The 22704-nt window shown below is 39.9% G+C and carries 25 protein-coding genes and 1 pseudogene; 3 read left to right on the top strand and 23 right to left on the bottom strand.

Annotated elements, in window-relative coordinates:
- Positions 1–234 precede the first annotated feature (234 nt).
- The 3 genes from CSV70_RS13545 to ltrA form a co-directional block, all read right to left on the bottom strand.
- Positions 235–828, bottom strand: coding sequence for a tyrosine-type recombinase/integrase (locus tag CSV70_RS13545; RefSeq protein ID WP_233191818.1), 594 nt, complete (start codon positions 826–828; stop codon positions 235–237).
- A gap of 64 nt (positions 829–892) precedes the next feature.
- Positions 893–1132, bottom strand: coding sequence for a hypothetical protein (locus CSV70_RS16720; RefSeq protein ID WP_233191817.1), 240 nt, complete (start codon positions 1130–1132; stop codon positions 893–895).
- A 446-nt stretch (positions 1133–1578) separates the two neighbouring features.
- Positions 1579–2964 carry a group II intron reverse transcriptase/maturase gene (ltrA, locus tag CSV70_RS13540; RefSeq protein WP_099628556.1) on the bottom strand — a complete coding sequence of 462 codons (1386 nt, stop codon included), beginning with the start codon at positions 2962–2964 and terminating at the stop codon, positions 1579–1581.
- 574 nt (positions 2965–3538) lie between these two features.
- Between ltrA and CSV70_RS13535 the strand changes: the two are divergent.
- Together CSV70_RS13535 and CSV70_RS13530 are read left to right on the top strand one after the other, a co-directional pair.
- Positions 3539–4290, top strand: a pseudogene (locus CSV70_RS13535) (lipid II flippase Amj family protein).
- A 129-nt stretch (positions 4291–4419) separates the two neighbouring features.
- Positions 4420–5058: a hypothetical protein gene (locus tag CSV70_RS13530; RefSeq protein WP_099628555.1), complete on the top strand. Its 639-nt coding sequence runs from the start codon at positions 4420–4422 to the stop codon at positions 5056–5058.
- Between the two features lie 1153 nt (positions 5059–6211).
- On the opposite strand, the gene CSV70_RS13520 is transcribed toward CSV70_RS13530, so the two are convergent.
- From CSV70_RS13520 to CSV70_RS13465, 13 genes are all read right to left on the bottom strand, one after another.
- Positions 6212–6775, bottom strand: coding sequence for a GOLPH3/VPS74 family protein (locus CSV70_RS13520; RefSeq protein WP_099628553.1), 564 nt, complete (start codon positions 6773–6775; stop codon positions 6212–6214).
- 155 nt (positions 6776–6930) lie between these two features.
- Complete coding sequence (locus CSV70_RS13515; protein WP_099628552.1) at positions 6931–7542, bottom strand: ABC-2 transporter permease; 612 nt, start codon at positions 7540–7542, stop codon at positions 6931–6933.
- Positions 7535–8404: an ABC transporter ATP-binding protein gene (locus CSV70_RS13510; RefSeq protein WP_099628551.1), complete on the bottom strand. Its 870-nt coding sequence runs from the start codon at positions 8402–8404 to the stop codon at positions 7535–7537. The genes CSV70_RS13515 and CSV70_RS13510 overlap by 8 nt, the downstream gene beginning before the upstream one ends.
- Positions 8405–8766: 362 nt before the next feature.
- A complete protein-coding gene (locus tag CSV70_RS13505; RefSeq protein ID WP_099628550.1) occupies positions 8767–9651 on the bottom strand; it encodes an ABC transporter ATP-binding protein in 885 nt (294 codons plus the stop codon).
- 5 nt (positions 9652–9656) lie between these two features.
- Complete coding sequence (locus CSV70_RS13500) at positions 9657–10028, bottom strand: GntR family transcriptional regulator (RefSeq protein WP_099628549.1); 372 nt, start codon at positions 10026–10028, stop codon at positions 9657–9659.
- A 1213-nt stretch (positions 10029–11241) separates the two neighbouring features.
- On the bottom strand, positions 11242–11904 hold the full coding sequence (deoC, locus tag CSV70_RS13495) for a deoxyribose-phosphate aldolase (protein WP_099628548.1): 663 nt from the start codon (positions 11902–11904) through the stop codon (positions 11242–11244).
- A gap of 19 nt (positions 11905–11923) precedes the next feature.
- Positions 11924–13228, bottom strand: coding sequence for a pyrimidine-nucleoside phosphorylase (locus CSV70_RS13490; RefSeq protein WP_099628547.1), 1305 nt, complete (start codon positions 13226–13228; stop codon positions 11924–11926).
- A 42-nt stretch (positions 13229–13270) separates the two neighbouring features.
- Positions 13271–14452 carry a NupC/NupG family nucleoside CNT transporter gene (locus tag CSV70_RS13485; protein WP_085130966.1) on the bottom strand — a complete coding sequence of 394 codons (1182 nt, stop codon included), beginning with the start codon at positions 14450–14452 and terminating at the stop codon, positions 13271–13273.
- 196 nt (positions 14453–14648) lie between these two features.
- Entirely contained in the window at positions 14649–15590 is a 942-nt protein-coding gene (locus CSV70_RS13480; protein ID WP_099628546.1) for a DNA-binding transcriptional repressor DeoR, read from the bottom strand.
- A gap of 134 nt (positions 15591–15724) precedes the next feature.
- The gene (locus tag CSV70_RS13475) at positions 15725–16012 is read right to left on the bottom strand and encodes a hypothetical protein (protein WP_099628545.1); all 288 of its coding nucleotides are present in this window, start codon (positions 16010–16012) and stop codon (positions 15725–15727) included.
- Positions 16013–16060: 48 nt separating this feature from the next.
- Positions 16061–16291: a hypothetical protein gene (locus CSV70_RS13470; RefSeq protein WP_233191816.1), complete on the bottom strand. Its 231-nt coding sequence runs from the start codon at positions 16289–16291 to the stop codon at positions 16061–16063.
- Positions 16284–16415: a hypothetical protein gene (locus tag CSV70_RS16805; protein ID WP_255397416.1), complete on the bottom strand. Its 132-nt coding sequence runs from the start codon at positions 16413–16415 to the stop codon at positions 16284–16286. Before CSV70_RS16805 ends, CSV70_RS13470 begins: the two co-directional genes overlap by 8 nt.
- 62 nt (positions 16416–16477) lie before the next feature.
- The gene (locus CSV70_RS13465) at positions 16478–16738 is read right to left on the bottom strand and encodes a hypothetical protein (RefSeq protein WP_085130969.1); all 261 of its coding nucleotides are present in this window, start codon (positions 16736–16738) and stop codon (positions 16478–16480) included.
- Between the two features lie 100 nt (positions 16739–16838).
- Here CSV70_RS13465 and CSV70_RS13460 point away from each other — a divergent pair, with 100 nt between their 5' ends.
- Positions 16839–17855, top strand: coding sequence for a DUF1646 family protein (locus CSV70_RS13460; RefSeq protein WP_099628544.1), 1017 nt, complete (start codon positions 16839–16841; stop codon positions 17853–17855).
- Positions 17856–17885: 30 nt separating this feature from the next.
- Here the strand turns inward: CSV70_RS13460 and CSV70_RS13455 are convergent, their stop codons facing one another.
- From CSV70_RS13455 to CSV70_RS13425, 7 genes are all read right to left on the bottom strand, one after another.
- Entirely contained in the window at positions 17886–18323 is a 438-nt protein-coding gene (locus CSV70_RS13455; RefSeq protein WP_099627529.1) for a hypothetical protein, read from the bottom strand.
- A 78-nt stretch (positions 18324–18401) separates the two neighbouring features.
- Complete coding sequence (locus tag CSV70_RS13450; RefSeq protein ID WP_099628543.1) at positions 18402–19058, bottom strand: hypothetical protein; 657 nt, start codon at positions 19056–19058, stop codon at positions 18402–18404.
- Between the two features lie 47 nt (positions 19059–19105).
- Entirely contained in the window at positions 19106–19276 is a 171-nt protein-coding gene (locus CSV70_RS16615) for a hypothetical protein (protein ID WP_199171626.1), read from the bottom strand.
- 258 nt (positions 19277–19534) lie between these two features.
- Complete coding sequence (locus tag CSV70_RS13440; protein WP_099628542.1) at positions 19535–20005, bottom strand: GNAT family N-acetyltransferase; 471 nt, start codon at positions 20003–20005, stop codon at positions 19535–19537.
- 32 nt (positions 20006–20037) lie between these two features.
- Entirely contained in the window at positions 20038–20460 is a 423-nt protein-coding gene (locus CSV70_RS13435; RefSeq protein ID WP_099628541.1) for a hypothetical protein, read from the bottom strand.
- A 408-nt stretch (positions 20461–20868) separates the two neighbouring features.
- On the bottom strand, positions 20869–21879 hold the full coding sequence (locus tag CSV70_RS13430; protein WP_099628540.1) for a proline dehydrogenase family protein: 1011 nt from the start codon (positions 21877–21879) through the stop codon (positions 20869–20871).
- Between the two features lie 88 nt (positions 21880–21967).
- A complete protein-coding gene (locus tag CSV70_RS13425; protein WP_232319189.1) occupies positions 21968–22588 on the bottom strand; it encodes a DUF3298 and DUF4163 domain-containing protein in 621 nt (206 codons plus the stop codon).
- Between the last annotated feature and the right edge of the window lie 116 nt (positions 22589–22704).

The raw sequence follows: 22704 nt of genomic DNA, 5'->3' as shown, positions 1-22704 counted from the left end.
AGTTTGTAGGTCGTGAAACGCCTTTGTTTTTTGCAGAGCGTTTAACGAAGCATGCGGGTGGCTCACTACTTCACATAAATAATTATAGCATAAGCAATTGTATACCCCAGTGTTTCCCACCAATGTATTTCACTTAAAAACGCAAAAGAGGTTTTTTTATATACTTACAACGACTGCTTTAAAGTTTCGGAATTCAACGGTTTTATAATAACCAAGTTTATATCTCTTATATACCTATAAATATTTGTCCAAAGTTGTATCGGATACCGTTAGATAATGCTGAACTAAAGTTTCAAGTGATTTATGTCCTGTTTGTTGCGCGATAGTTGGTAAATCTGCACCTGCTGCGTGCATCGCTACCACCTGGCTTTTTCTGAAATTGTATCCGGTAAGTCCCCCAGTCCAACGCTTCAGAGCTTTACAATAACCTATTTCACTAATAACTGTACTCTCATAGCGTTCATTCTTATATACTCTTCCTACAATGTAATCGTCTGTTTTAAGATTGTATTCACGTATATAATCTTCAATTGCGATAATAACTTCTGGTGTGAGCCGTTTAGTATGCCATCGTTTTTGTTTCTTCAAATAAACATGAACAGATTTGTTTTTCAAATCAAAATCTGATATTTTCAAACGAACTATTTCATTAGGTCGGTTAGCGGTTACAAGATTAACTAAACAAATTGCTCTTGCTCTTATCGGTAGCTTAATAAGAGTACCCATCAATTCTCTCTTATCAATGGCTGATTTCCCTCGAACCTGCATCAAATGGGCATATTGATCTTCACGATACATTTTTCGCATCGCTGAAAGCTCGTATGCCACGCTAGCCTCTCCTTTAAATTCTATACTATGAATCACACTTAAGTATTTTCTAATAGCTGCCAGTCTACGTTCCCACGTCGTTTTTTATTCTTTGTATGGTCAACGATATATATAAATAATCGAGCAGCGCCTCTGTTCCAATTAGTTGTCTAGTATTGGTGCAATATTCTTTGAACCTACGAATATCCCCCTCATATTGTCTTGGGATCTCCCCCATCTTATTTTCAATATCAACTTTTCTGTCGTAGTGACGTTTTTGGGTCTCAAATGTATCTTGGTGCTTTGCTAATTTAAAATCTGACATCCCTCTTCCTCCCCACTTCTTTTAAAATCAATCTTAGCCAACATTCTGACAGATTGATTATGAGGCCATACATAAGAGGCAGTGAAGTAAAATAGATAATACCAGTGAGTGACAATACCTTTACTACTTCAAACCTTACGGATAATAAATGTTCTTTTCAGAAATGGGAATGTTATACTTGTTATACAAACTCGACTAATTCGTAATAGACCGGTATTCAGTAATCGGGCCAGTTTAACGAAAAAGGAGGAGTTTGATTATGCTTATTCTTACGGTAATTATAATAGCTTCATTTCTAACGCTAGTCGCTTTATTATTTACCACGAGCGACGTGGATAAAGTTTAGAAACGGGTGCTTTTCCCTAATCGAGTAGAGTGAACGAATCAGAAATTTGATTCGTTCGACCCTCTCACACCACCGTACGTACGGATCCGTATACGGCGGTTCAATAATTTGAGTGTACTAACTGGTATTTCGCGGCTATATTCATATAGCCGAGTTGTGCCAGTTTTTCGTCTGTTAAAGACCTATGAAGAATGTAGCTGGCGGAGATTTTCCAGTAACCCTTTCGGGTATTTGACCATTCATAGGCCTTTTGCTTTTCGATACCCAGTTGAATAAGATTTTTACGTTTGGTTCGAGGGGTTTTCCACTGTTTCCAGATGTATTGTCTAATTCGTCGTTTCAACCAACCGTTTACCTCATTCATAAAGCTTTTCATTTCACTGATACCGTAGTAATTAATCCATCCCGTCATCAGCTGTTTGATTTGCTTAAAGAGGACTTCTAGGCTTTTCCCCCTGTTACGCTTTGTTAGTTTCTTCAACTTTTGCTTTACAGTAGACTTTGCCTTTTGATGAGGTTGAATTTTGACACAATTCCTAGTTGCCAGTAGGCAGAATCCGAGAAACTTTCGCTTCAGTGGACTCCCTACTGCACTTTTCTCACGATTCACGGTTAATTTTAGCTCTCCTTCAAGGAAGTTGATAGAACTTTCCATCACACGGTATCCTGCCCTTCTGCTTTTGACATAGATATTACAGTCATCTGCGTAACGGACGAATTTGTGACCACGAGCTGTGAGGAGTTTATCGAATTCATTCAAATAAATATTACTCAATAATGGCGATAAATTTCCTCCCTGTGGTGTTCCTTCTTCGGATGTCTCGAATAAACCGTTTACCAAAATGCCGCTCTTGAGGTATTGGCGAATAAGACGTAGAACACGTTTATCTTGTATCTTTTCCTCAATATAGTACATAAGTTTATCGTGGTTCACTGTGTCAAAATAAGCTTTCATATCCATGTCTACAACGTATTTGTATCCTTGTTCGTAGTACGACTTCGCTCGTATGATTGCTAGATGTGCACTACGCTTTGGACGAAACCCAAAGCTGTTATCGGAGAACGTAGGATCAAAAATCGGTTGTAAGACTTGATTGATTGCTTGTTGAATCATTCGGTCGATAACAGTTGGAATTCCTAACTTTCTTACCCCACCATCAGGTTTTGGAATTTCAACCCGCAACACGGGTTGTGGGTGGTACGTTCCGTTGAGTAACTTCATTAGTAATTCTTCTCTGTGCTCCTTCAAATGTGGAAGTAGCTGGTCGTAGGTCATACCATCTACGCCGGCAGCTCCCTTGTTTCTGACCACTTGAAGATAAGCTTGATTGAGATTATTCTTTGATAGAATTTTCTCCAACAGATGTACACCATTTTGATTGTTCAGTTCACCATGAAAATTACTATGCACTCCGTCATACCCTTCATGTTCCACATTATCTCTCTGACGGCAGTCAGGTTTTCCTGTTTTCTGCGGTGGTCGCAATTTCCACACCTCCCTGTTTCCTCAAAATTATCATTGTTCAGTCCTTCACGTTCTGTCAGTGAACGCTACTATGACCTCTGCTGACTTCTTACGATTCATCCTCATGTCACCATGAGAATTGCACTGGTTCGTTATCTTTGTAACTCGCACTGTGCCCTCGTAAGACCTCCCCTGGTAAGAGCGAATACTTTCCTCCCATGTAACCGCTAGATTTACTGTATAGGTTTCGGGCAGTATGGGACTTCAGTTTGTTGTGCAACCTTATCCGACCTAATTCAGCCTTTTATCTAGTTTCTGTTCGTCGGTTCAGGAGTTTGCGTCCGACTTCCTTCAGCCACTACCTCACGATAGCCACCCTGTCTTTCGCTAACAGTTCCTACTGCCAAGCCTGTAGTGGACTTTCACCACCGAGTATTCGCCCATGCAGGGCGCACACAAAGATTGGTGCCAGTATTGCACCAATCGGGCGCGATTGTAAGACAACGCCGTATCAGAATCGGCCCGAATTACAGAGAAGATTAATTTTGGTTGCGAACAATAACGCTTGAAAAATGATTGAAAAGTAGGGGGAATATTGGAGACTATTACCGAAAAACTAATATACGTTGCTTTATTTATTTTTATCATTCATTCTTATCTCTTTTTAATATAATGGTAATGGTTTCAAGATTGGCGAATATGATGCAACAACCTTTTACAGGAAGTTTGATTGACAATGCTCCAAGTACTAATGCACAAGAGTTTGTAGCGTCACAATTTCGCTTTCTAATAGGTGCGTCAACAGTCGGGACGATTTTCGGGATGCTTTTACTCCCTACTTTTATAGCCCTATTTTCAAGAGCAATTATTCATTTATCCGAAGAGAGGGGATCCGTCCCATCTTTATTTAAAAGACTTTTTTCCTTACAGTACATAAAACGAGGCATAACACATTTCAGTTTACCGAGATTTTCATATCTAAAAGATACCAAAATCAAAGATATTCCAGTGAGGTTATTCTTAATAAATATGATAATAACAGCAATATACACTATCGGTGTGTTATCTGCTTTATATGCAGCGTTGCTTACCCCAGAACGTGCAACAACAGCAATTATGGCATCGGGTTTAATAAACGGGGTGGCCACAATACTGTTAATTATTTTCGTCGATCCAAAGGTCTCTGTCATTGCAGATGATGTAGTGAATGGAAGAGGGAATTACCAAACCCTTAAGAATATGTCATTAATGATGGTTACTTCAAGACTATTAGGAACTTTATTGACACAAGTATTCTTTATACCAGGAGCTAAGTACATTTCTTGGTTTACGCAATTCATAGTTTGATGTGAGACTTCGTCAATCGGTCGCGTTTGTTTTATAAGCACATGCCCCAATACCGCAATTGGGCCAAACAAAGATATTGTGTAACTTTTCAAATTAATGCGCGTCTATTATTATAAGGGATGGGATATTATGAAAAAATTTACAGTTACTCTTATTGTATATGGACTTTTATTAGTAGGTTGCTCTCATAAAGAACAACTTGAGACTAGCGATTCTGCAGTGAAAAGTAACCTAGAAACAAAGATTGACGAAGATTCAAAGAAATCGACCGAACCTGTAACAAAAGTGTACGACAAGGAAATCGGAATGTGGCTTAAGGAAATAAATGCAATGCTTTCCGCACCGTTGGATGACCCTCGATTAAAAGAAGCGAACAATGACGAAGGGTTCGAATATTACTTGAAGGCACAAAAAGTCATGGAATTATACCCAAACACAGAAGTTTTAAGTGGCACCGAATTCGGAATAGAATATGAAAATTTGTTTCTGCTTTCGAGTTACATCGGGCATGTTCAATTTGTGCGCACGGCGCATTTAGACTCGTACGGGCAGGCGAAAGAAGATACGTCACTTTCCGACCAATGGAAACCGACCGAAGATGATATGCGTCAAGCATTCGAATACATGAGGCAGTTGGTGAACGACCTTAACATTGCGTTTAATCATGGTGGAAAAGGAGAAACGTTTGGCGTAACCCATCTATTGAAAGGTGACAAGGTTTCTGAATTGGAGGCGTTTGTAACAGGGGAATCGAGTAGGATGGAGTGATTAACTCCCGACTTCTCATAACTCCACTGTATGTACTATTCGGCCTACACCGTAATTAAAGGTAATAAAAGCGATGTGGAAAGGAAGGGTTTAGGATGTATATTTATATTATCCTGGGTGGGGTCTTCTTATTAGTAATTACCTTAATGCTTTTTATAAGAACTATATATGACAAGTACTTTATTTCAAGTTTTGTTGGGTTACTTTTGCTAAGTATAGGAATCATTTGTATGGGTGCATTATTTGTTGGTTGGGATGGGGCAGTGTATATCTTTTTTGGCACTTTTATTCTTATTTGTATAATCCCTTGCACAGTTATAGCCGTTTTACTATTTTACTTGATTAAGTATTTTAAGAAGAACCGAATACAAAAAAATTGTAGGGAGATGATTACTTCACGAAAAAAAGAATTTCTATAGTATTAACAACGGCAGCTATCATTACATTTGGTGTTTTTACTTATTATTAACCTTTGACCGAGGCTCATAAGGAAACCGACAGTATTGTGATAGATAAAGATGGAGAAGTAGTAGAAACAATTAGCGGTAACAACGATAATATGGGTCATTAATAAAGATTAATATTAGCAGAAATTTTTCTTCACGTTCTATTTAGACCGATACTTTCATCAGCAATCAGGTACAATCATTGTATAAGAGATCTGCACCTGATTCAGTAATAGGGCTAAATGAAAGACAATGTATAAGCGGGGTGATTAGTTTAGGTTTCGGAATGATACTGTTAGGTATTGTAACTTTTTTTATAGGTTTTCTTACACCAATTAATGACTTTTACACTTTACCAATTGCTCTAATTCTTATTGTGTTTGGAATTGTACGTTTGATAAATAGAAAAAATGATTTTTTCTTTGTTTCTACAAATGCTAATGTTTATCGAATAGCTTGTAGATGATGATTCAACATTCGGGCGCAGTTGTTGAATAAGCATTATGCCGGAATCGGGCCATTTTGTTAAAGATCATAAGCCTAATTCCTCTGTCTTTTTAGCGAGGAATTAGGCTTATGATCTTTAAATACTTAACATTATAAATCAGTACTTCCTTGACGATACCCATTGGTAAAAGTAACGACAATCAGTGATAGGTTTCATGGCAGAAGTGTTACATTCTTATGGTTGTAATCACACAGACTATTTAATAAGAATTTGAAAAATAGGCAGATGAAGCAAAAATACTCATATTGATGGAATCAATTGTTGCTTTGACAGCACTAGAAATAGGTAAATCTTTATTAAGTTGCTTTATCTGTTTCTCAGCCTCCCCTGCTTCTTTACTATTAGGAAAAACGATACGTAGCAAGCTACTAGCATAAATTAATGACATTAACACAATAGTCCGTTCTTCTTTGACTAAAGGGCTCTGTTTTTTGTTTTTTTGAATTACTTTATGAAAGCTTTTATGTGCCTCTTTTACAAAAGGATCTGGATTGAATTTGTAAAAATAAGCAGGAACAGCTCCCAATATTCGTTTTGTTTCCATTGTTATGACGCCATCATCGTCCAATTTAGTAGCTATCTTATATTGAATATTTTTGTGGGAAGTTCGTAAAGTAGAAATCCACTGTTTTGGTATTTTCAAAGGTTTTGCTTTTATGATGTCTAATGTTTCTTTAAGCAATGGGTCTTCTGTACTCGAATCAACAACCTCAATTTTAGAATTACGTAACTCAATATATCCGTTAAGCGCCAGTTCCGCCAACTAAGCACCGCTTAAACTATAGGACAATGCGGACGCTGCACGGCCATATGGTCGACTAGTTTTTGGATCAACGGATAATAAAAAAAGTTTTTCTGCTAACAATATCATGTAATTACTCCTTCCAAGTATATTTATTAAATATGATATGAATTAATTTAGAACACCTTCCGCTGATAAATAAATTGACTAACCATCCAGGAAATCAGATAGAGACAAATTGATATAGCGGCGCCACTAATGTAAAGCGTTGTTGTCGACAAGCTTGTAAGAAAACTTGTAATAGTTGTAAGATGTTCTGCTAGGAATCGGAAAATAGGTGGCAGAATAACTGCAAAAAATATCACCCCAATTAAAATTGCTATACCTATATATCCAGGCTTTAATATATTAAATAACGGAAAGGCAAAAGCAGCAAAGATGAGGAATAGCCCTGTAGCTATGGCTATATCTCTTATCATATAGTCATAATTAAATACATATAGAATGATGCCAGCTAATCCTATTGATAAAATCATATATGCAATGGCACCGATGTATTTTGCGGCAACTATATTCTTTCGCGTATACGGTAAAGAATTAAGAAGAATATTAGATTCTAACCGTTCATCATAAATATATCCATTCATCGGTATATACATGCCGGCCATCAGAAAAACAAAAGCTGGGCTCATATGATCGGCAAACATTGCAAAGAACATAATAAACGGAATAAATAATAGTATTTGTGTCTTTTGTATAACAAAATCTTTTTTTATCAAGTTAAACATATTTCCGACTAGCTCCTTTCGCGTAAAACATAATATCCTCCAAGCTGACTTGTTCCATAGACACTTGATCTCCTAATGTTCTCCTTACCTCCTCTGCATTATTTGTTAGTGCCTGAAATTCAGTCGAAGAACGGTCAATGCTTATAAAGCTTTTTACTGTTTCGTGATTAAGTAAATTGACCTTTCCTTTGATTAACGCATAACGCTCCTGCACATCTTTTATCGAATCGTTGAAAAGAATTTTTCCGTTTTGAATGAAGGTAATATTGTCTGCAATCCGCTCTAAATCACTGGTTATATGGGTGGAGAAGAAGATAGTCCGCCTGCCATCTGTCATTATCTCTTTTAAAATATCCAACAGTTCTCTTCGAAAAACGGGATCTAAACCAGCTGTTGGCTCATCCATCATAATAAATTCAGCCTCATGTGATAAAGCCATTGCCAAAGAGGTTTTCATCTGCATCCCTTTGGAAAAGGTTTTAACTGCTTTGTTTAACGGTAGTTCAAATTTCTTGATATAATCATAAAACTTCTTGTCGCTCCAGTTTTTATAGGCAGGGGCAATGATTTTTCGCATATCTTTTAAATTTAAACCTTCATAAAAGACATTACTATCATAGACAAATCCTATGCGTTCCTTGATTTCTTTCTCATGGTTGGCATAATCCTTTCCAAATACCTTTATTTCGCCCGCATCTGCTTGTAAAAGATTCATCATTAACTTCATCGTGGTCGATTTTCCTGCCCCATTAGCCCCGACAAACCCTGTTATTTGGCCTTTTTTTACTTGCAAATTGATATTCTCCAAGGAAAAACCTTTAAAATGTTTGCTTACAGCATTAAATTCTACTATATTCTCCATTTTTCACACTCCTAAAATAAATCCCAAAAAAATGTGTCGTTTTATAATTATGTCTTGAAAAATTGATAAGCTTTAACCTGAATTATTCTGTAACTAGAACCACTTCCTTTTTAAGCACCTACCCAATATATACAATATATACTGTAAATACATTATACACAATAGCTAATCTGCTTTTCTCAGTTTTCAACAAAAAAGACCTTAATATTAAATTAAGATCTTTAAAGTGTAATATTTTTTCGTTCGTATCGTATATTTATCTAAAAGTCTTTAAACTGGTAATTAGATTATTAAAGAATCAAAGAATAGACGAGAAAAAGTAAATGTGGATATCTGTATATTTTACAGAATCAAATATCTTTTTATAAACTTAAATTATTTAACTTGTGCCTGTGTGCAGCTTTCATATAAAACATAATCTCGTCTAAAGAGGCTTTTTCTATTACAATATGATCCTCAAAGACAGTTTTTACTTTTGCTGCATCTTTTGTTAAAGCTTGAAACACACCCCGAGAACATTCTATGTGAATGAAATGTTCTTCCGTATCCCGATCAAGCAAATCGATACTTCCTTTTACCAAAACATACTGTTCCTGTAACTCATCCGAACGTTGATTAAAAAGAATTTCCCCCTTATCAACTAATACAATATAATCGGCAAAGCGCTCCAAATCGCTTGTAGTATGCGTTGAAAAGAATATACTCCGGCCCTCATTTACCATGAATTCTTGAAAAATTTCTAATAATTCTCTACGGAATGTTGGATCTAATCCCGCTGTTGGCTCATCCATAATAATTAATTCTGCATTATGAGACAGGGCAATCGCAATAGAAGCCTTCATTTGCATTCCTTTAGAAAAGTTTTTAATAGATTTATTTAAAGGTAGCTCAAATTGATTAACATACTCATTAAATTGCTTATTATCCCATTGTTTATATGCTGGAGCAACGATTTTGCTAATATCCTTTAAGTTCAGGGATTCATAAAATATATTGCTGTCGTACACAAAGCCTATACGGTCTTTTATTTCTTTTTCATGACTGGCATAATCTAGTCCTAATATGCTTACCCTCCCCTTATCTGGCTGTAAAAGATTCATCATTAACTTAATCATAGTTGACTTACCAGATCCGTTTGTACCAATAAAGCCTGTTATGTACCCTTGTTTTATCTGTATATCCATATTATCTATGGAGAATGCCTGAACTTTTTTGGAAACACCGTGAAATTCTATTACATTTTCCATCCCTATCACTCCTCATACAACAACTTTAATAAATCTTGTAATTCTTCATAAGGTAACCCAATTTCCTTACTATTGCAGATAACTGCACTTAATTGTTCTTCAATCGCTTTCAGCTTTTTCTCCCGAATAACATCTAAATTTTGCTCTGCAACAAATGAACCTTTTCCAACAATTAAATAAATGAATCCCAAATTCCCCAATTCTTCATATGCCCGTTTAGTAGTGATAACACTAATTCTTAAATCTTTGGCCAATTGTCTTATCGAAGGCAAAGCAGTTCCTTCTGTTAGCTCACCTGACAATATTTTGGTTTGAATTTGTTTGGATATCTGCTCATAGATAGGATCTTTTGAACTGTTAGATATAATGATTTGCATACAGATACCTCCTTTTAATCATTGTGTATACCTATTATACACGCAGTAGAAAACTTTGAATAATATATCCCTTTGTACAAAATTACTTTTCCGTAATCGCGCGATTGTTTAACATCTTTAATTTTTCAAAACCGATTCCTAACATTTGTAGGGGAATCGTTTTTTTTTGCTGCAAGAGCACGTTGTATTGAAATAAGTAATTGCTACTTAGCAATTACAATAATAGTTGAAAACGTAAAAAGCTACCTCCCGAAGAAGATCGCTTTTCCTTTTTGGCTCGCTCGATGCGTTCAGGTACTATCTTTTAGGCCGCACTACAGATAAATCTGCAAGGATAATATTAGTATATATAATCCTCTATTTCCTTAACCTGTCAATTCGACCGATGATTTGTGCTTATTTCAAGTGTTATTTTGCATATATAACTTTAAAAACCCAACTATGTGCACAGAAAGGACGCGTTTTGGAACAAACGACAACTTCTATTCGATTAAGCTATAATAAAGTTGAGGAAGTTTTTTAGATTGTTCTTCAAACTGACCCGATTCTTGAATATGCGCTTTATAATAACTGTCTTCCGCTGCTTGGAGCGGAAAACAGTCTACCCCGCAGGGCGCGGCTTTTGCGACCGAGGATGCTCAAGCCAGCTCCTTAGAGTGCCGTCTGGAGTGCGAAGCAACAGTTTTTATCCTGTATTAATGACCCGTTAATTCAACGAAGTTACTTACTATTATTATGCAGTTCAAATGACTCTTCAAAGTCATCCCATTTAATATGTACTTTTATAACTTCATCTTCACCTACCTTTGCCCCACCTTTTGAACCACCTGAAGACGAAAATATTCCTGTTGATGGAGGCTCCGTAAACTCTTCAGTGCCTCGCCCATTACCACTGGTGGTTTCATAGGTGTATTCGATTCTTTGATTGCACCCGTTTCTAGGTCATTAATTATTCCACTTGAACTACTTCTACTTTCACTACGTGTAGAAGAGGGAGTAGTTTAAACTGATCTTTTTCTCTCATTTTATTTTACCAACACAGACATATATATGAAACTTTTCAGAAAACCAAAAGAGACCGGACACACACGACCAGTCTTTTCAGGTTGAAGCGAGAAGTACAATATCAATTGCTGGAGACGGTATAGGTCGTTTCGTTCCATGAAAACAGGACTGCCCTGCGTATATGCAGAACAGTCCTGTAACGGATCTATTAATAATTCGAGTCTGAAACTTCGCCTTTTACGATACTAATACCTGAGCTTGCGCCAATGCGCGTAGCCCCCGCTTCGACTAGCGCATCGAAATCTTCTCCGCTACGCACGCCGCCGGACGCTTTGACTCCAACGTTCGGGCCTACCGTCTTCCGCATAAGAGCCACGTCATGTATCGTCGCTCCGCCTGTCGAGAATCCAGTTGACGTCTTGACGAAATCAGCGCCTGCTTTGACAGATAGCTCGCATGCACGGACGATTTCTTCATCGGTCAACAAGCACGTTTCGATGATGACTTTGACCAATGTACCGTTGGCTGCTTCAACCACCGCACGAATATCCGACTCGACCCATTCGTCATCCCGGTCTTTCAGGGCCCCGATGTTGATGACCATGTCGATTTCTCCTGCCCCGTTCGCCACTGCATCTTTAGTTTCGAATGCTTTGACTGCAGGGGTAGTCGCTCCGAGAGGGAAACCAATCACCGTGCAGACCAACACATCTGTGCCTTTTAGCTGTTCAGCGGCATATGAAACCCAGCCCGGGTTAATGCACACCGATTTAAATTGATAATCTTTTGCTTCTTGTATGAGCGCCGCGACTTGGTCTTTCGTTGCGTCGGCTTTCAATAGTGTATGGTCGATCATTTGTGCTTTATTCATTTGCGAACCACTCCTTTAATTAGTTTGTAATTTCGTCATGCACAAGTTTGACGGGCTGTACTTTAGACGCCGATACACCATAGGCATGATAGATCTTTTCTTTTACGCTTTCGATATCTTCTGTATTACTGTGAATCGTCACGAGCGATTCGCCCACTTTCACGGAATCACCGATTTTCTTGTGCAGCACCAGTCCGACCGCCAAATCGATTTCGGACTCTTTAGTTGCGCGTCCCGCACCCAGAAGCATCGCGGCCGTACCGATTTCATCCGCGGTAATTGCGGAGACATATCCCGCTTCTTTTGCCGGCACGTCTATTTTGTACTTGGCCGTAGGAAGCTTCGACACATCGTCAATGACAGATGTGTCACCCCCCTGGGACTGCAAGAACAGTTTAAATACCTCAAGCGCTTTGCCGTTTTGGATAACTTCTTCGAGCATTTTTCGTGCTTCCTCCGTCGAGTCTGCTTTTCCTGCCAAACGAACCATATGGCTGCCGAGCGTCAAGCACAGTTCGTGCAAATCTTCGGGGCCATTGCCTTGCAACGTTTCGACGGCTTCTTTGACTTCGAGTGCATTTCCTATGGCATAACCGAGCGGCTGGTTCATGTCCGAAATTACCGCCATCGTCTGACGGCCGATTTTGTTTCCGATCTGCACCATTTCACCCGCGAGTTCACGAGCCATGTCGAGGTCTTTCATGAAAGCGCCAGTTCCGACTTTTACATCGAGAACAATTGCATCCGATCCCGCCGCAATCTTCTTGCTCATGATCGAGCTTGCGATCAACGGAATGGAACTGACTGTTGCCGTGACATCGCGCAGACTGTAAATCTTCTTGTCTGCAGGGGTGATATTGCCGGATTGTCCGATCACCGCAATTTTGTTCGTATTGACAAGATTGAAGAATTCTTTGTCCGTAATTTCAATATGGAAACCGGGAACTGACTCCAGCTTATCAAGTGTTCCGCCCGTGTGCCCCAATCCGCGGCCCGACATTTTGGCTACCGGGATATCGAGTGCGGCGACAAGTGGTGCGAGCACAAGTGTTGTCGTATCGCCAACTCCACCTGTAGAGTGTTTATCTACCTTGACGCCTTCGATAGCAGACAAATCGACTTGGTCGCCTGACTCCACCATCGCCATTGTGAACTGCGCGGTTTCTTCCAACGTCATCCCCTGGAAATATACCGCCATTTGAAAGGCCGACATTTGGTAATCTGGAATTGAGCCGTCCGTATATCCATTGACAACAAATGAAATTTCCTCGTTTGTCAACACATGTCCATCTCGCTTTTTCTCAATCATATCTACCATACGCATACTATCCACCACTCCTGTTTTTAAATTTCTGTTCTATTCCTATTATAAAAATAGCCCAATGACAGTCGCTGAAAGAACTGACGCCAATGTTGAACCCAAAAGTAATTTCAAACCATTTCTTGCCACTTCGTCCCCTTGTTTGGAACTTAACGCCTTGACAGAACCTGTAATAATCCCGATGGAACTGAAATTCGCAAAACTAACGAGGAATACCGATATCATACCTACCGCTTTCGTTGACAAGCCTGCCGAAATATCTGTGAAACTTAACATCGCAACAAACTCGTTGGTGACAAGCTTGGTCGCCATGATGCTGCCCGCTTGTACACTGTCCACCCAAGGGATACCCATCACAAAGGCAATCGGAGCAAAGATATATCCCAAAATAGTCTGGAAGGAAACGTTGAACAGCATTTCAAAGAGATAATCGATTCCGTTCATTAACGCGATGAAACCGATCAGCATGGCGGCGACAATAATCGCGACTTTAAAACCATCCATGATACTTTCGCTGATCATCTGAAAGAATGACAGCTTCTTCTTCGACTCGATCGTCAGCGTATCTTCTTCTTTCGATAATTCATAGGGATTGATGATGCTTGCGACAATCAGTGCCGACATAATATTGAGCGCAATCGCCACTACGACAAATTGCGGTTCGATGATTTCCATGTATGCACCTACGATAGCGACACTGACTGCACTCATCGCAGAAGTACAAAACGTGTACAAACGTCTTTTCGAAATATCATCCATTTGGTCCTTGATAGTCAAAAATACTTCGGACTGCCCGAGAACCGCAGAGGATACGGCTATATAGTTCTCCATTTTCCCCATGCCATTCAACTTGCTCAGTACGAGTCCTACATATTTAATGATGAACGGTAAAATCTTGAATTGATTTAATATACCAATCAACACGGAAATGAAAATGATTGGCAATAACACATTCAAGAAGAATACGGATTCCCCTTCATTTTCCAAACCGCCAAAAACGAAATTGACACCCGTTACCCCAAGGTCAACCAGCTTCGAGAATAAAGCCGAAACAAAGCCGATGGAGACTACACCCACTTTTGTATTCAACAAAATAAATGTCAAAACAAGCTGGGTCACCAGCATAATCACAATCGGTTTATAGTGGATTTTCCTGCGGTCCACACTGACAATCAAGCCCACGGTTAACACGAGCAACAATCCGGTTATGTAAAATACAAAGTTCATCATACTTCCTCCCTTGCATGTTGGTTACGCTTACAACTTGCTTCTTGCACACCATTTTTCTTAGGATGCCGAGACGACCTGACTTTATGTATAGTATATCACAGACCTTGAGCAGATGTGCAGAGTAGGTGAAACATTGTTCATTCTGAATAAAAAAAAGAATCACGCTTATTAATAAGCGGATTCCCCTGTATTTCTATTGGTGAAGCAACAAAGCCTGTGCCGTATACTGATCCGTTATGAAGACGTTCGCATAGCCTCCATTAAGCGCGCCATGGATGGCCTCTACTTTGCGGTTCCCACCAGCAACAAGAATGGATTTTTCTTTTTGCTTTAACTCTTCAAGCCGGATACCGATCGTCCGATCATTGACAGTAGTCTCGCATACTTCGCCTGTATGTTTGAAGAAGCGTGAACAAATGTCGCCAATCGCTTCTTGATGGAGTTGCTGTTCTTCTTCGGCAGTCAAATAGCCGAGACGGAACAGCAACGATTCGCTGTCGACAGCGCCCACCGTGAACACGGCGATATTCGCCTGTCTCCCAAGTTCAATGAGCCGGTGCATATACCGGTCCGATTCAATCACGACTTTGACTTCAGGCGTGTCGACTAGGACGGGGAGCGGCAAGTAACGGGGGATGGTATGGAAGGCTTCCGCAAATTTGTAAACCGTTTCAGAATCATATGTATTGACGTCCGACAAGCCGATGCCGCCTTTCAGCTGGATGACCTCGACTCCTTTTACATCTTTTTGCTTCAATGCGTTGGCCACCCGATACATCGTCCGGCCCCACGTCACGCCAAGAATATCACCGTCTTTTACGGTTCGATACAAATAGTCCGCCGCTTCTGTACTGATAGCCTGGATCACATCCCGCTCATCTTCCACTGCCGAGTACGCAATTTTCACTTCTTCGATTTGATATTTGTGCTGTAAGGATTTCACCAATTGATTATTGTCATGGAATGGATCGATGATGTCGATTTTCACGTAGCCATTTTTTTTCGCCTGCTGTAAGAGCCGGGAAACGGTCGGCCTTGAGACGCCCAGTTTTTTTGAAATGGCGAGCTGAGTATAATCAAATTGGTAGTAAAGTTTGGCTGCCTCTATGATAAGTTGCTTTTTATCGATCCCCAATGCAAATCCCCCTTATGTAACGGCCTGATCATGAGTCCGAATCTGCATAACCAGGACGATTATACCACAATCATATACTAGCGGAAAGCCGCTTTCACTTTTTTTCCTCAAAAGGCAATTTCTTGACAATCGTTTTACTCCAAAAGATTAGCATCAGCTTCCTTATATTTAGCATTCTCTGATTTTCGAATGGTGCATACCGCCCATAATTCCGGAAGTGTGTTCTCCTTGGCGATTTGGACGATCTCATGCGCAGTAGTGTCACCCTGCTCTATGTTTCTATGTAGTGTATCGGCATTAGTATTCGCTTTTGCGATAATACTGGCCTTTCCTGTCGGTACGATTTTCGAGATGTTTTCGCCTTGATATTCAACGACTAACAACATCTTTGTCCCACCAATATCCACGCCTAAAGTAGTCATTCAAAATTCCCCCTCCTACTACCATATCCAATTCCATGGCAAGTATTATTAACTTGGGTCCGGTTTTTCCGTAACGATGCTGCCCGATATATTTAGCTTGTTCCAAACCCACGCTTGATACATTCGTTCGAGTTCGATTTCTACTTCTTTTTCATCCATACTCTCATCAATTTCTAATTTTTCAAAAGTAAACGTTTCACTTGCCTCAACACTTTCAAATTCAGTACTTTTGAATGAAAAAGTTATTGTTTTAACCAGTTCAGCCCACCCCTTACTCATTTTTACTGTGAATTACCTTCTGTGCGATTATGGCATTGCATTTTTTCATTTCATCATGCGGGAAAAATAAGCGATTCAAATTAAAATTATTTTCTGCTTCTTGTGCATTCCATATATTGACCATACAAAAACCTCCTCATTCATGTCCAGTCACGACATAAACAAGGGGTTTCTTTTCTCTAAAAATCATTGATCTTCTTCCTCATCACACGGCGGCTTCTTAACTATCGTCTTCCCACTTGAATACAATCCGCTTGCCGATAATCCCATAATAATCCCGCCCAGTATCCCCGATTTCCAATCATCCGGAAACAAGTAGAAAATCCCGCCACCGATGCCAAGTAGCAAAGAAAAGATCGGAATCAGTTTCTTCTGTAATCCATACATTTTTAGAATTTCCGTTAATCCGATAATGACAGGGATCAGTACAATATCTGAAACTTCCAATGCGTGTCCCTCCTCTATATCTATTCTATTCAGACTCTATGCAAGATGAATCGGCTTTTTGCATACAGTATAAAAGAAAGATTGCCGAAAGGAGATGCCTATGGTCGTTGGATTGCTTATTATTTTAGGATTGGTGTTATTTTTGCCGTTTACGATCCCTCGCATTGAACGTAATTTGGAATTGTTTTTATTTGTTATGGGGTGTGCTGCGGCATTTGTAAGTGGGGTGTTGCAGTGGGAGTTGTGGAATAAGGCGTTACGCGATCCATTGCATATTACGCTCGCGGTTCTCATAGCGGGAATAGTCTTTCGCTGGATACGACATCCATTTGAGAAAGCAGTAGTATCAGGAAGTCGAATTATTCCATTCCGGTTATTCTTGGCACTGATTATTATTGGACTAGGGTTGATTTCCAGTATTATCACGGCGATTATTGCAGCGCTAGTCCTCGTAGCCATCGCGTCCGTCTTGCAAATGGACCGAATATCAGAAATCCGTTTTGTGATTTTAGCGTGTTACGCAATTGGCATGGGCGCGGTGCTGACACCAATTGGAGAGCCACTTTCAACGATTGCGACGAATAAACTGGATGAAGACTTTTATTACTTAATGAACTTACTTGGAACCGATATTATAGCTGGTGTCTTCGTCTTTGGACTGCTTGCATTCTTTCTGATTCGCCCACGCAACCGCTCGCGGTACCGTTCTTCCGGACAAGCGGCAGAGTCGTACATAAGTATTTTCGGACGCGGCGTGAAAGTGTATATTTTCGTTTTGGCTTTGACATTGCTCGGTGCGGGATTTGAGCCATTGATCACCCTTTACTTACTCGATCTTCATCCATTAACGCTTTACTGGATCAATATGATTTCCGCTGTGCTCGATAACGCGACACTTGCTGCTGCGGAAATCAGTCCCGCGATGGACGCATCAACGATCCAAGCGCTACTACTCGGCTTATTAATCAGTGGCGGGATGTTGATTCCCGGAAATATCCCGAATATTATTGCGGCAGGTAAGCTCAATATTCGCAGTGGGGAATGGGCGCGCGTCGGTGTACCGCTTGGATTGCTTGCAATGGTCGTCTATTTCGTTATTTTACTTGGCAGACAATGAAAAAAAGACCGCGCAGGCGGTCTTTTCTTGTTAGTCGATTACTTTCACCCATACCCGATACTTTTTATCATCAGTCTGCACCAATTTAGTATTAGGGCTCGGTGCGTTATTCTTCTTTGTAAAACCTGCTTCAAACGAAGGAGTTTTGATACTCTCCCCTAGGTTCTCCTCGGAAGGCATGCCGATTCCAATCGCATCCGTTACCGTCCACGTATCATCTTTCTCTTTGTTCAACTTTGCGACAAATATTTCTTCCGTGCCGTCCAGTATCCCTTTATAGACATTAATTACCTTATCATTATCGACTTCCAACGTTCGATACACTTTCACCACTTCCGCAAAACCTTCTTCTGCATGAAGCTGTTCTAGTGCCTCTTGTGGGGTGTTCAATGTACTGTTCTTATCTGCTGTCTGGCAACCCGCCAGTATAACTGCCAAAAACATCATATAAAATAGTTTTCGAAGCATGAGATCCTCTCCTTATCTATTTTATTGAATACCCTATTGTTGGCTATATTCAATCCTCAATTGATTGTCTGATCTACATTAAAAAATACGTTCTTTCTTTTCTTCAATTAGCTTGAAATGTACATCTGATGTTGATCCGCTATAGATATGATCCGACACATCCGAGACATCCAGAATTTCATTGATTTCAATGAATTCTGTTTGATTTCCTTCAATTGTCAGCTTGTAGGGACCTGCGAGATTCATCAGGGAAACCATTCTCATTTCTTCTTGGCCGAATCCCGTGTCCATGAACTCCAGTTCGAATGATACGGATTGATTGCTGTGATTTTTCAGAGACAGTTGGCAGTCCCCACTCATCCGTTCATTGTCGTCTAACGTATCGAATGCGCACTTGCCATTTTGGTCATACGAAATCGCTCCGATACCGCTTGCCAAAGTTTCTTGATACACTGTAATGAGATATCTCGGAAGTAATGCATATAGGAAGAGTACAAGTACCGCTAATACGACATAATGTTTTTTCAATCCATAAATCAGCAATGCCATCGCGATAAGAAATAAAAAAGTGCCTAGTATTCCTTTCCAGACCCATCCATCATCCGTTTGAATAGGAAACGACATGAACGTCATGGTAGTTCCGAGTAACGGATTATTGGGATAGGGGAAAAATAAAAACATACAAATGGCAAAAAGCACCATAGCGCATATAAGTGCGGTTCTATTTTTTATCACGGTGTTTCTCCTTTTATTTGATTTGATAATGATTTCTCTTCCTATCTCTACTGATTTAGTTTGTCTGCAATGGATTGAAGGATTGCATTCTTACGTTCTTGAACTTTAAGCAATTTCAACGCAAACCATACAGTGAATAGTAGCAATGCGATCGGGATGATGTACATGAATATGCTAAAAATAGATAGAAACGAAAAAAATAAATTGTTATTGTGCATATGTATTTCCTCCTTTCATAATTTATGCTGACTGCTTCTTTTTCGGAAACAGATAAGACACTAGCAACAAAGCCACTCCCACTCCTAATGCTGTATACGTCCACAAATTAAGCGTCGTTTCTGAAATCATATATGCTACTTCCGTCATATACAGAATCAGACGAACAATCTGTGTTCCCAAGACAACGAAAAGTGCCAAGTATTGCAATACATCACGGGAATTTTTCTTTTTTTTCCACTTGCACGGCCTCCCACTGCTCAGGATAGCGATTTCTCCATAGACACTACAGCAATCGACGTACCATCTGTTCTATGTAATACAGATTCCTCACACACGTGATAACCGATTGATTGATAGAGTGAGATGTTTTTCGGCACATCTGCTCGTACTTTGCATGCTATTACTCTCTTCCCTTGTTGTGCCGCATATTCCTCTAAAAACCGTAGTATTTTTTTCGCGATGCCTTGACCTTGTCTTTCCGGCACGACAGAGAATCTAGAAAAATAGAGGCTTTCGTCTTCCATTCGAAAACGGACCATCGCGACAGGTTCCCCTTCTATATAACCAATCAACGCCTGTACACCACTTTGCATTTCAGCGGTGATACTTTCGACGGTCTCTTTCAACGCACTCGTCGGAGGTGTCGCTTGCTCGTATTCTCGGAACGCCCGAATCATCACGTCACGGATGACAGGAACGTCAGTAATGTTCGCCTCAAAAATGTTCATAACCGTCCTCATTTCATTTCGTTTTAAGTCATTTATGAATAGATAGAAGTGAATGCCGCCATATCTCCATTCTCAAACAGCTCGATCGTTTCATACTCTTTGTCTAATTGAACTTCATATAATTGCTGTTCTTGAAAAGTTTTCGATTCACCTTGGTCTTGATTCTTATCATACAGAATACGCAACGTGTCTCCGTCGCTTTCTACATCAAAGTTTGTAAAGTCCACGGCGTAACCTTCTCGGCCTTCATGAGCGGTATTAAAATAAATGACCAATTTATCATCCGACGTGTCGTAGAATAAGTACACGCCATTTTCAGCTTGCGCGTGTTCGTGGAATTTCTGATCTCCCTTATTCAAGTCCTTCACGGCGATTTCCTCGTAAGACAATGTCCGGTTCGTGTTACATCCAACTAGTAATGCCGCACTGAGTACGATGATCCAAAGTTTTTTCATCAGCTCTCCCCCTAATCTTTAGCGTAATGAAGAGTGAATAGTACTTTAACTATCTTTAACACTACTATTTTCCATGTTTTCTGTAAAGTGGATACAAAAAAACACTGCAGGGAAAGCAGTGTTCTAGATGCTGGAAAGTCAAAGGATCCTGGATAGATGATTCGGGATTTAAGCTAGAGATCAGCTTCTAACGCTTCGCTTTACGTTTCAAAATAGTAGAGACGCGACCGTGCATAGAGCGGTCGCATGTCTTGATAGAGCGATAATCTATCGTCATAGAGCGCGTACGGACGTCGATAGAGCGGATATCACGTATCATAGAGCGGTCTAGCATATTTTATGAGCGCTTGAACGAATCTATGAGCGCGTCCACTTGAAACTTCGATCCACATTGCGCTATCCTACCGTTTAACGATACTTCACCCAGCCACCATCTTGTTTCTTGTCACTCCCACGCTTGCTCAATCGTCCGAGCACAAACGCGCCGGCGACTAAACCAATCGCTGTGTTCGTTTTCTTGTTGAACACTTGCTTCACCATCAAGTTCATATTCTGCGGACGCTCCGCCAATCTGCGCATGAAGTACCCGTACCAGTCTTTTCCAAATGGCACGTATGTACAAAAATTATAGCCCTCTTTTGCCAACTGCAGCTGCAAATCATGGCGGAAGCCGTACAGCATTTGGAACTCGAATTGATCATGTGAAATATCATGTTCTTTCACGAACCGCTTCACATGATGGATAATGTTATGATCATGCGTCGCAATCGACGTGAACGTTCCGTGCAATAAATGCTCTTCAATAATTTTAATATAATTTTCGTCGATTTCTTTTTTATCGGTATACGCAACGTCTGGTGACTCTTTATAGGCACCTTTTACTAAACGGATGCGTGTATCATGGTATTTCTTCGTATCATCTAACGCACGATGAAAATAGGCTTGGATAACAGTTCCAACGTTTTCATAGCCTTTTGCTTTTAATTCGTCTAGTAAACGAAACGTCGGTTCAAGTCGCGAGTGATTTTCCATATCAAAATTAACAAATATACCTACTTTATTTGCATGTTTGACGATTTCTTCTACTTGTTGTTCACAAAATGCATAGTCAATATCGAGGCCGAGTTGTGACGGTTTGATCGAGATGTGCGCATCCACTTGATGTTGTTGGATCGCGTCCACTACGACTAATATTTGTTCTTTCGCTTCGATGGCCTCGCTCTTTTCGTAAACAAATTCTCCCAGATTATCAATCGTACATGAAATACCTGCTTGATTGAGTTCTTTGACACTATCAATCATTTCTTCGATGTTAGTTCCTGCCACTACTTGTTGAGCTCCTAATTGGAAGCCGTATTTTTGGGCAGCTTGATTCAGTAGTTGATTTTCAGATAAACCGATAAAGAAATTTCTTAGCATAGTTTCCACCTCTTTTGTATATTTCGTATATCGAAATTATAACACTATTTCGTCATGTAAGCCCATACATTTGTTTATACAGAGGCTCTCAAGTTCCTATAAACGGCAACATTCGGTCTGCCGGACTATTTGGTTTGATAATATCTTGTAGATCAAGTAATGGGATCGGAAAATAAGGGAAGCCCGCTACATAAGGTGAAATTTCGTATAGTTGGAAGTAGACAACAAGACTCGTGTCTGCAATATAGAAATCTTGGTCAGGCTTGATTTTAGTGAATGGCTCAAGCACCGGTGTTTTCCATTGCTGAATATGGCGTCTGATATATTCAGATATCCGCTGCACATAGGGACTGCCTGGCTTGAACATGTCTTGCAAATTGTATTGCCTTCCCGTTTTCGTATCAAATGTCAGAGATTTGACGTAGGTCATTCCATGAGCTCCACCAGTGAACGAGTAGACGATCAAGTTAATACTGAAGAGATCACGCTGATTATTTTTAATCTCGTAATTTGCCACCATCTCGACAAGACTTGGATCATAATAATTATTGTCCTCTAGCAGTTTATTCATTTCCTTGAACAGCACTTGATTTAGCTTCTGTTGAACTTTTGAATCATCCAGTTTCGTGATGACAGGATAATACACATCCACTTTCGGTTTGGTATTCGATATATGATACGTTTCTATAACCGCAGGGTTTTTCATCATTTCATCCTTCCCGAGACATTTGTTTACTATATGCAAGGGATGTAAAGAAAGTTTCTCGCTTTTTTTTTGGTCGTATGATAGGATAAACACTGACTGATATAAGGATGTGAAGTAAA

The organism is Sporosarcina sp. P25 (genome assembly GCF_002743235.1).
In the GTDB taxonomy this organism is placed as follows: domain Bacteria; phylum Bacillota; class Bacilli; order Bacillales_A; family Planococcaceae; genus Sporosarcina; species Sporosarcina ureae_B.
Note: the sequence above shows the minus strand (reverse complement) of the source record. Positions and strands in the feature narration are given on the sequence as shown.

Bases quoted from the DNA above. Each gene is read 5' to 3' on its own strand.
- CSV70_RS16720 (WP_233191817.1), bottom strand. From the start codon at position 1,132: ATGTCAGATTTTAAATTAGCAAAGCACCAAGATACATTTGAGACCCAA.
- CSV70_RS13530 (WP_099628555.1), top strand. From the start codon at position 4,420: ATGAAAAAATTTACAGTTACTCTTATTGTATATGGACTTTTATTAGTA.
- CSV70_RS13515 (WP_099628552.1), bottom strand. From the start codon at position 7,542: ATGTTTAACTTGATAAAAAAAGATTTTGTTATACAAAAGACACAAATA.
- CSV70_RS13510 (WP_099628551.1), bottom strand. From the start codon at position 8,404: ATGGAGAATATAGTAGAATTTAATGCTGTAAGCAAACATTTTAAAGGT.
- CSV70_RS13505 (WP_099628550.1), bottom strand. From the start codon at position 9,651: ATGGAAAATGTAATAGAATTTCACGGTGTTTCCAAAAAAGTTCAGGCA.
- CSV70_RS13500 (WP_099628549.1), bottom strand. From the start codon at position 10,028: ATGCAAATCATTATATCTAACAGTTCAAAAGATCCTATCTATGAGCAG.
- deoC (WP_099628548.1), bottom strand. From the start codon at position 11,904: ATGAATAAAGCACAAATGATCGACCATACACTATTGAAAGCCGACGCA.
- CSV70_RS13490 (WP_099628547.1), bottom strand. From the start codon at position 13,228: ATGCGTATGGTAGATATGATTGAGAAAAAGCGAGATGGACATGTGTTG.
- CSV70_RS13485 (WP_085130966.1), bottom strand. From the start codon at position 14,452: ATGAACTTTGTATTTTACATAACCGGATTGTTGCTCGTGTTAACCGTG.
- CSV70_RS13475 (WP_099628545.1), bottom strand. From the start codon at position 16,012: ATGACTACTTTAGGCGTGGATATTGGTGGGACAAAGATGTTGTTAGTC.
- CSV70_RS13470 (WP_233191816.1), bottom strand. From the start codon at position 16,291: ATGAGTAAGGGGTGGGCTGAACTGGTTAAAACAATAACTTTTTCATTC.
- CSV70_RS16805 (WP_255397416.1), bottom strand. From the start codon at position 16,415: ATGGTCAATATATGGAATGCACAAGAAGCAGAAAATAATTTTAATTTG.
- CSV70_RS13460 (WP_099628544.1), top strand. From the start codon at position 16,839: ATGGTCGTTGGATTGCTTATTATTTTAGGATTGGTGTTATTTTTGCCG.
- CSV70_RS13455 (WP_099627529.1), bottom strand. From the start codon at position 18,323: ATGCTTCGAAAACTATTTTATATGATGTTTTTGGCAGTTATACTGGCG.
- CSV70_RS16615 (WP_199171626.1), bottom strand. From the start codon at position 19,276: ATGCACAATAACAATTTATTTTTTTCGTTTCTATCTATTTTTAGCATA.
- CSV70_RS13440 (WP_099628542.1), bottom strand. From the start codon at position 20,005: ATGAACATTTTTGAGGCGAACATTACTGACGTTCCTGTCATCCGTGAC.
- CSV70_RS13435 (WP_099628541.1), bottom strand. From the start codon at position 20,460: ATGAAAAAACTTTGGATCATCGTACTCAGTGCGGCATTACTAGTTGGA.
- CSV70_RS13430 (WP_099628540.1), bottom strand. From the start codon at position 21,879: ATGCTAAGAAATTTCTTTATCGGTTTATCTGAAAATCAACTACTGAAT.
- CSV70_RS13425 (WP_232319189.1), bottom strand. From the start codon at position 22,588: ATGATGAAAAACCCTGCGGTTATAGAAACGTATCATATATCGAATACC.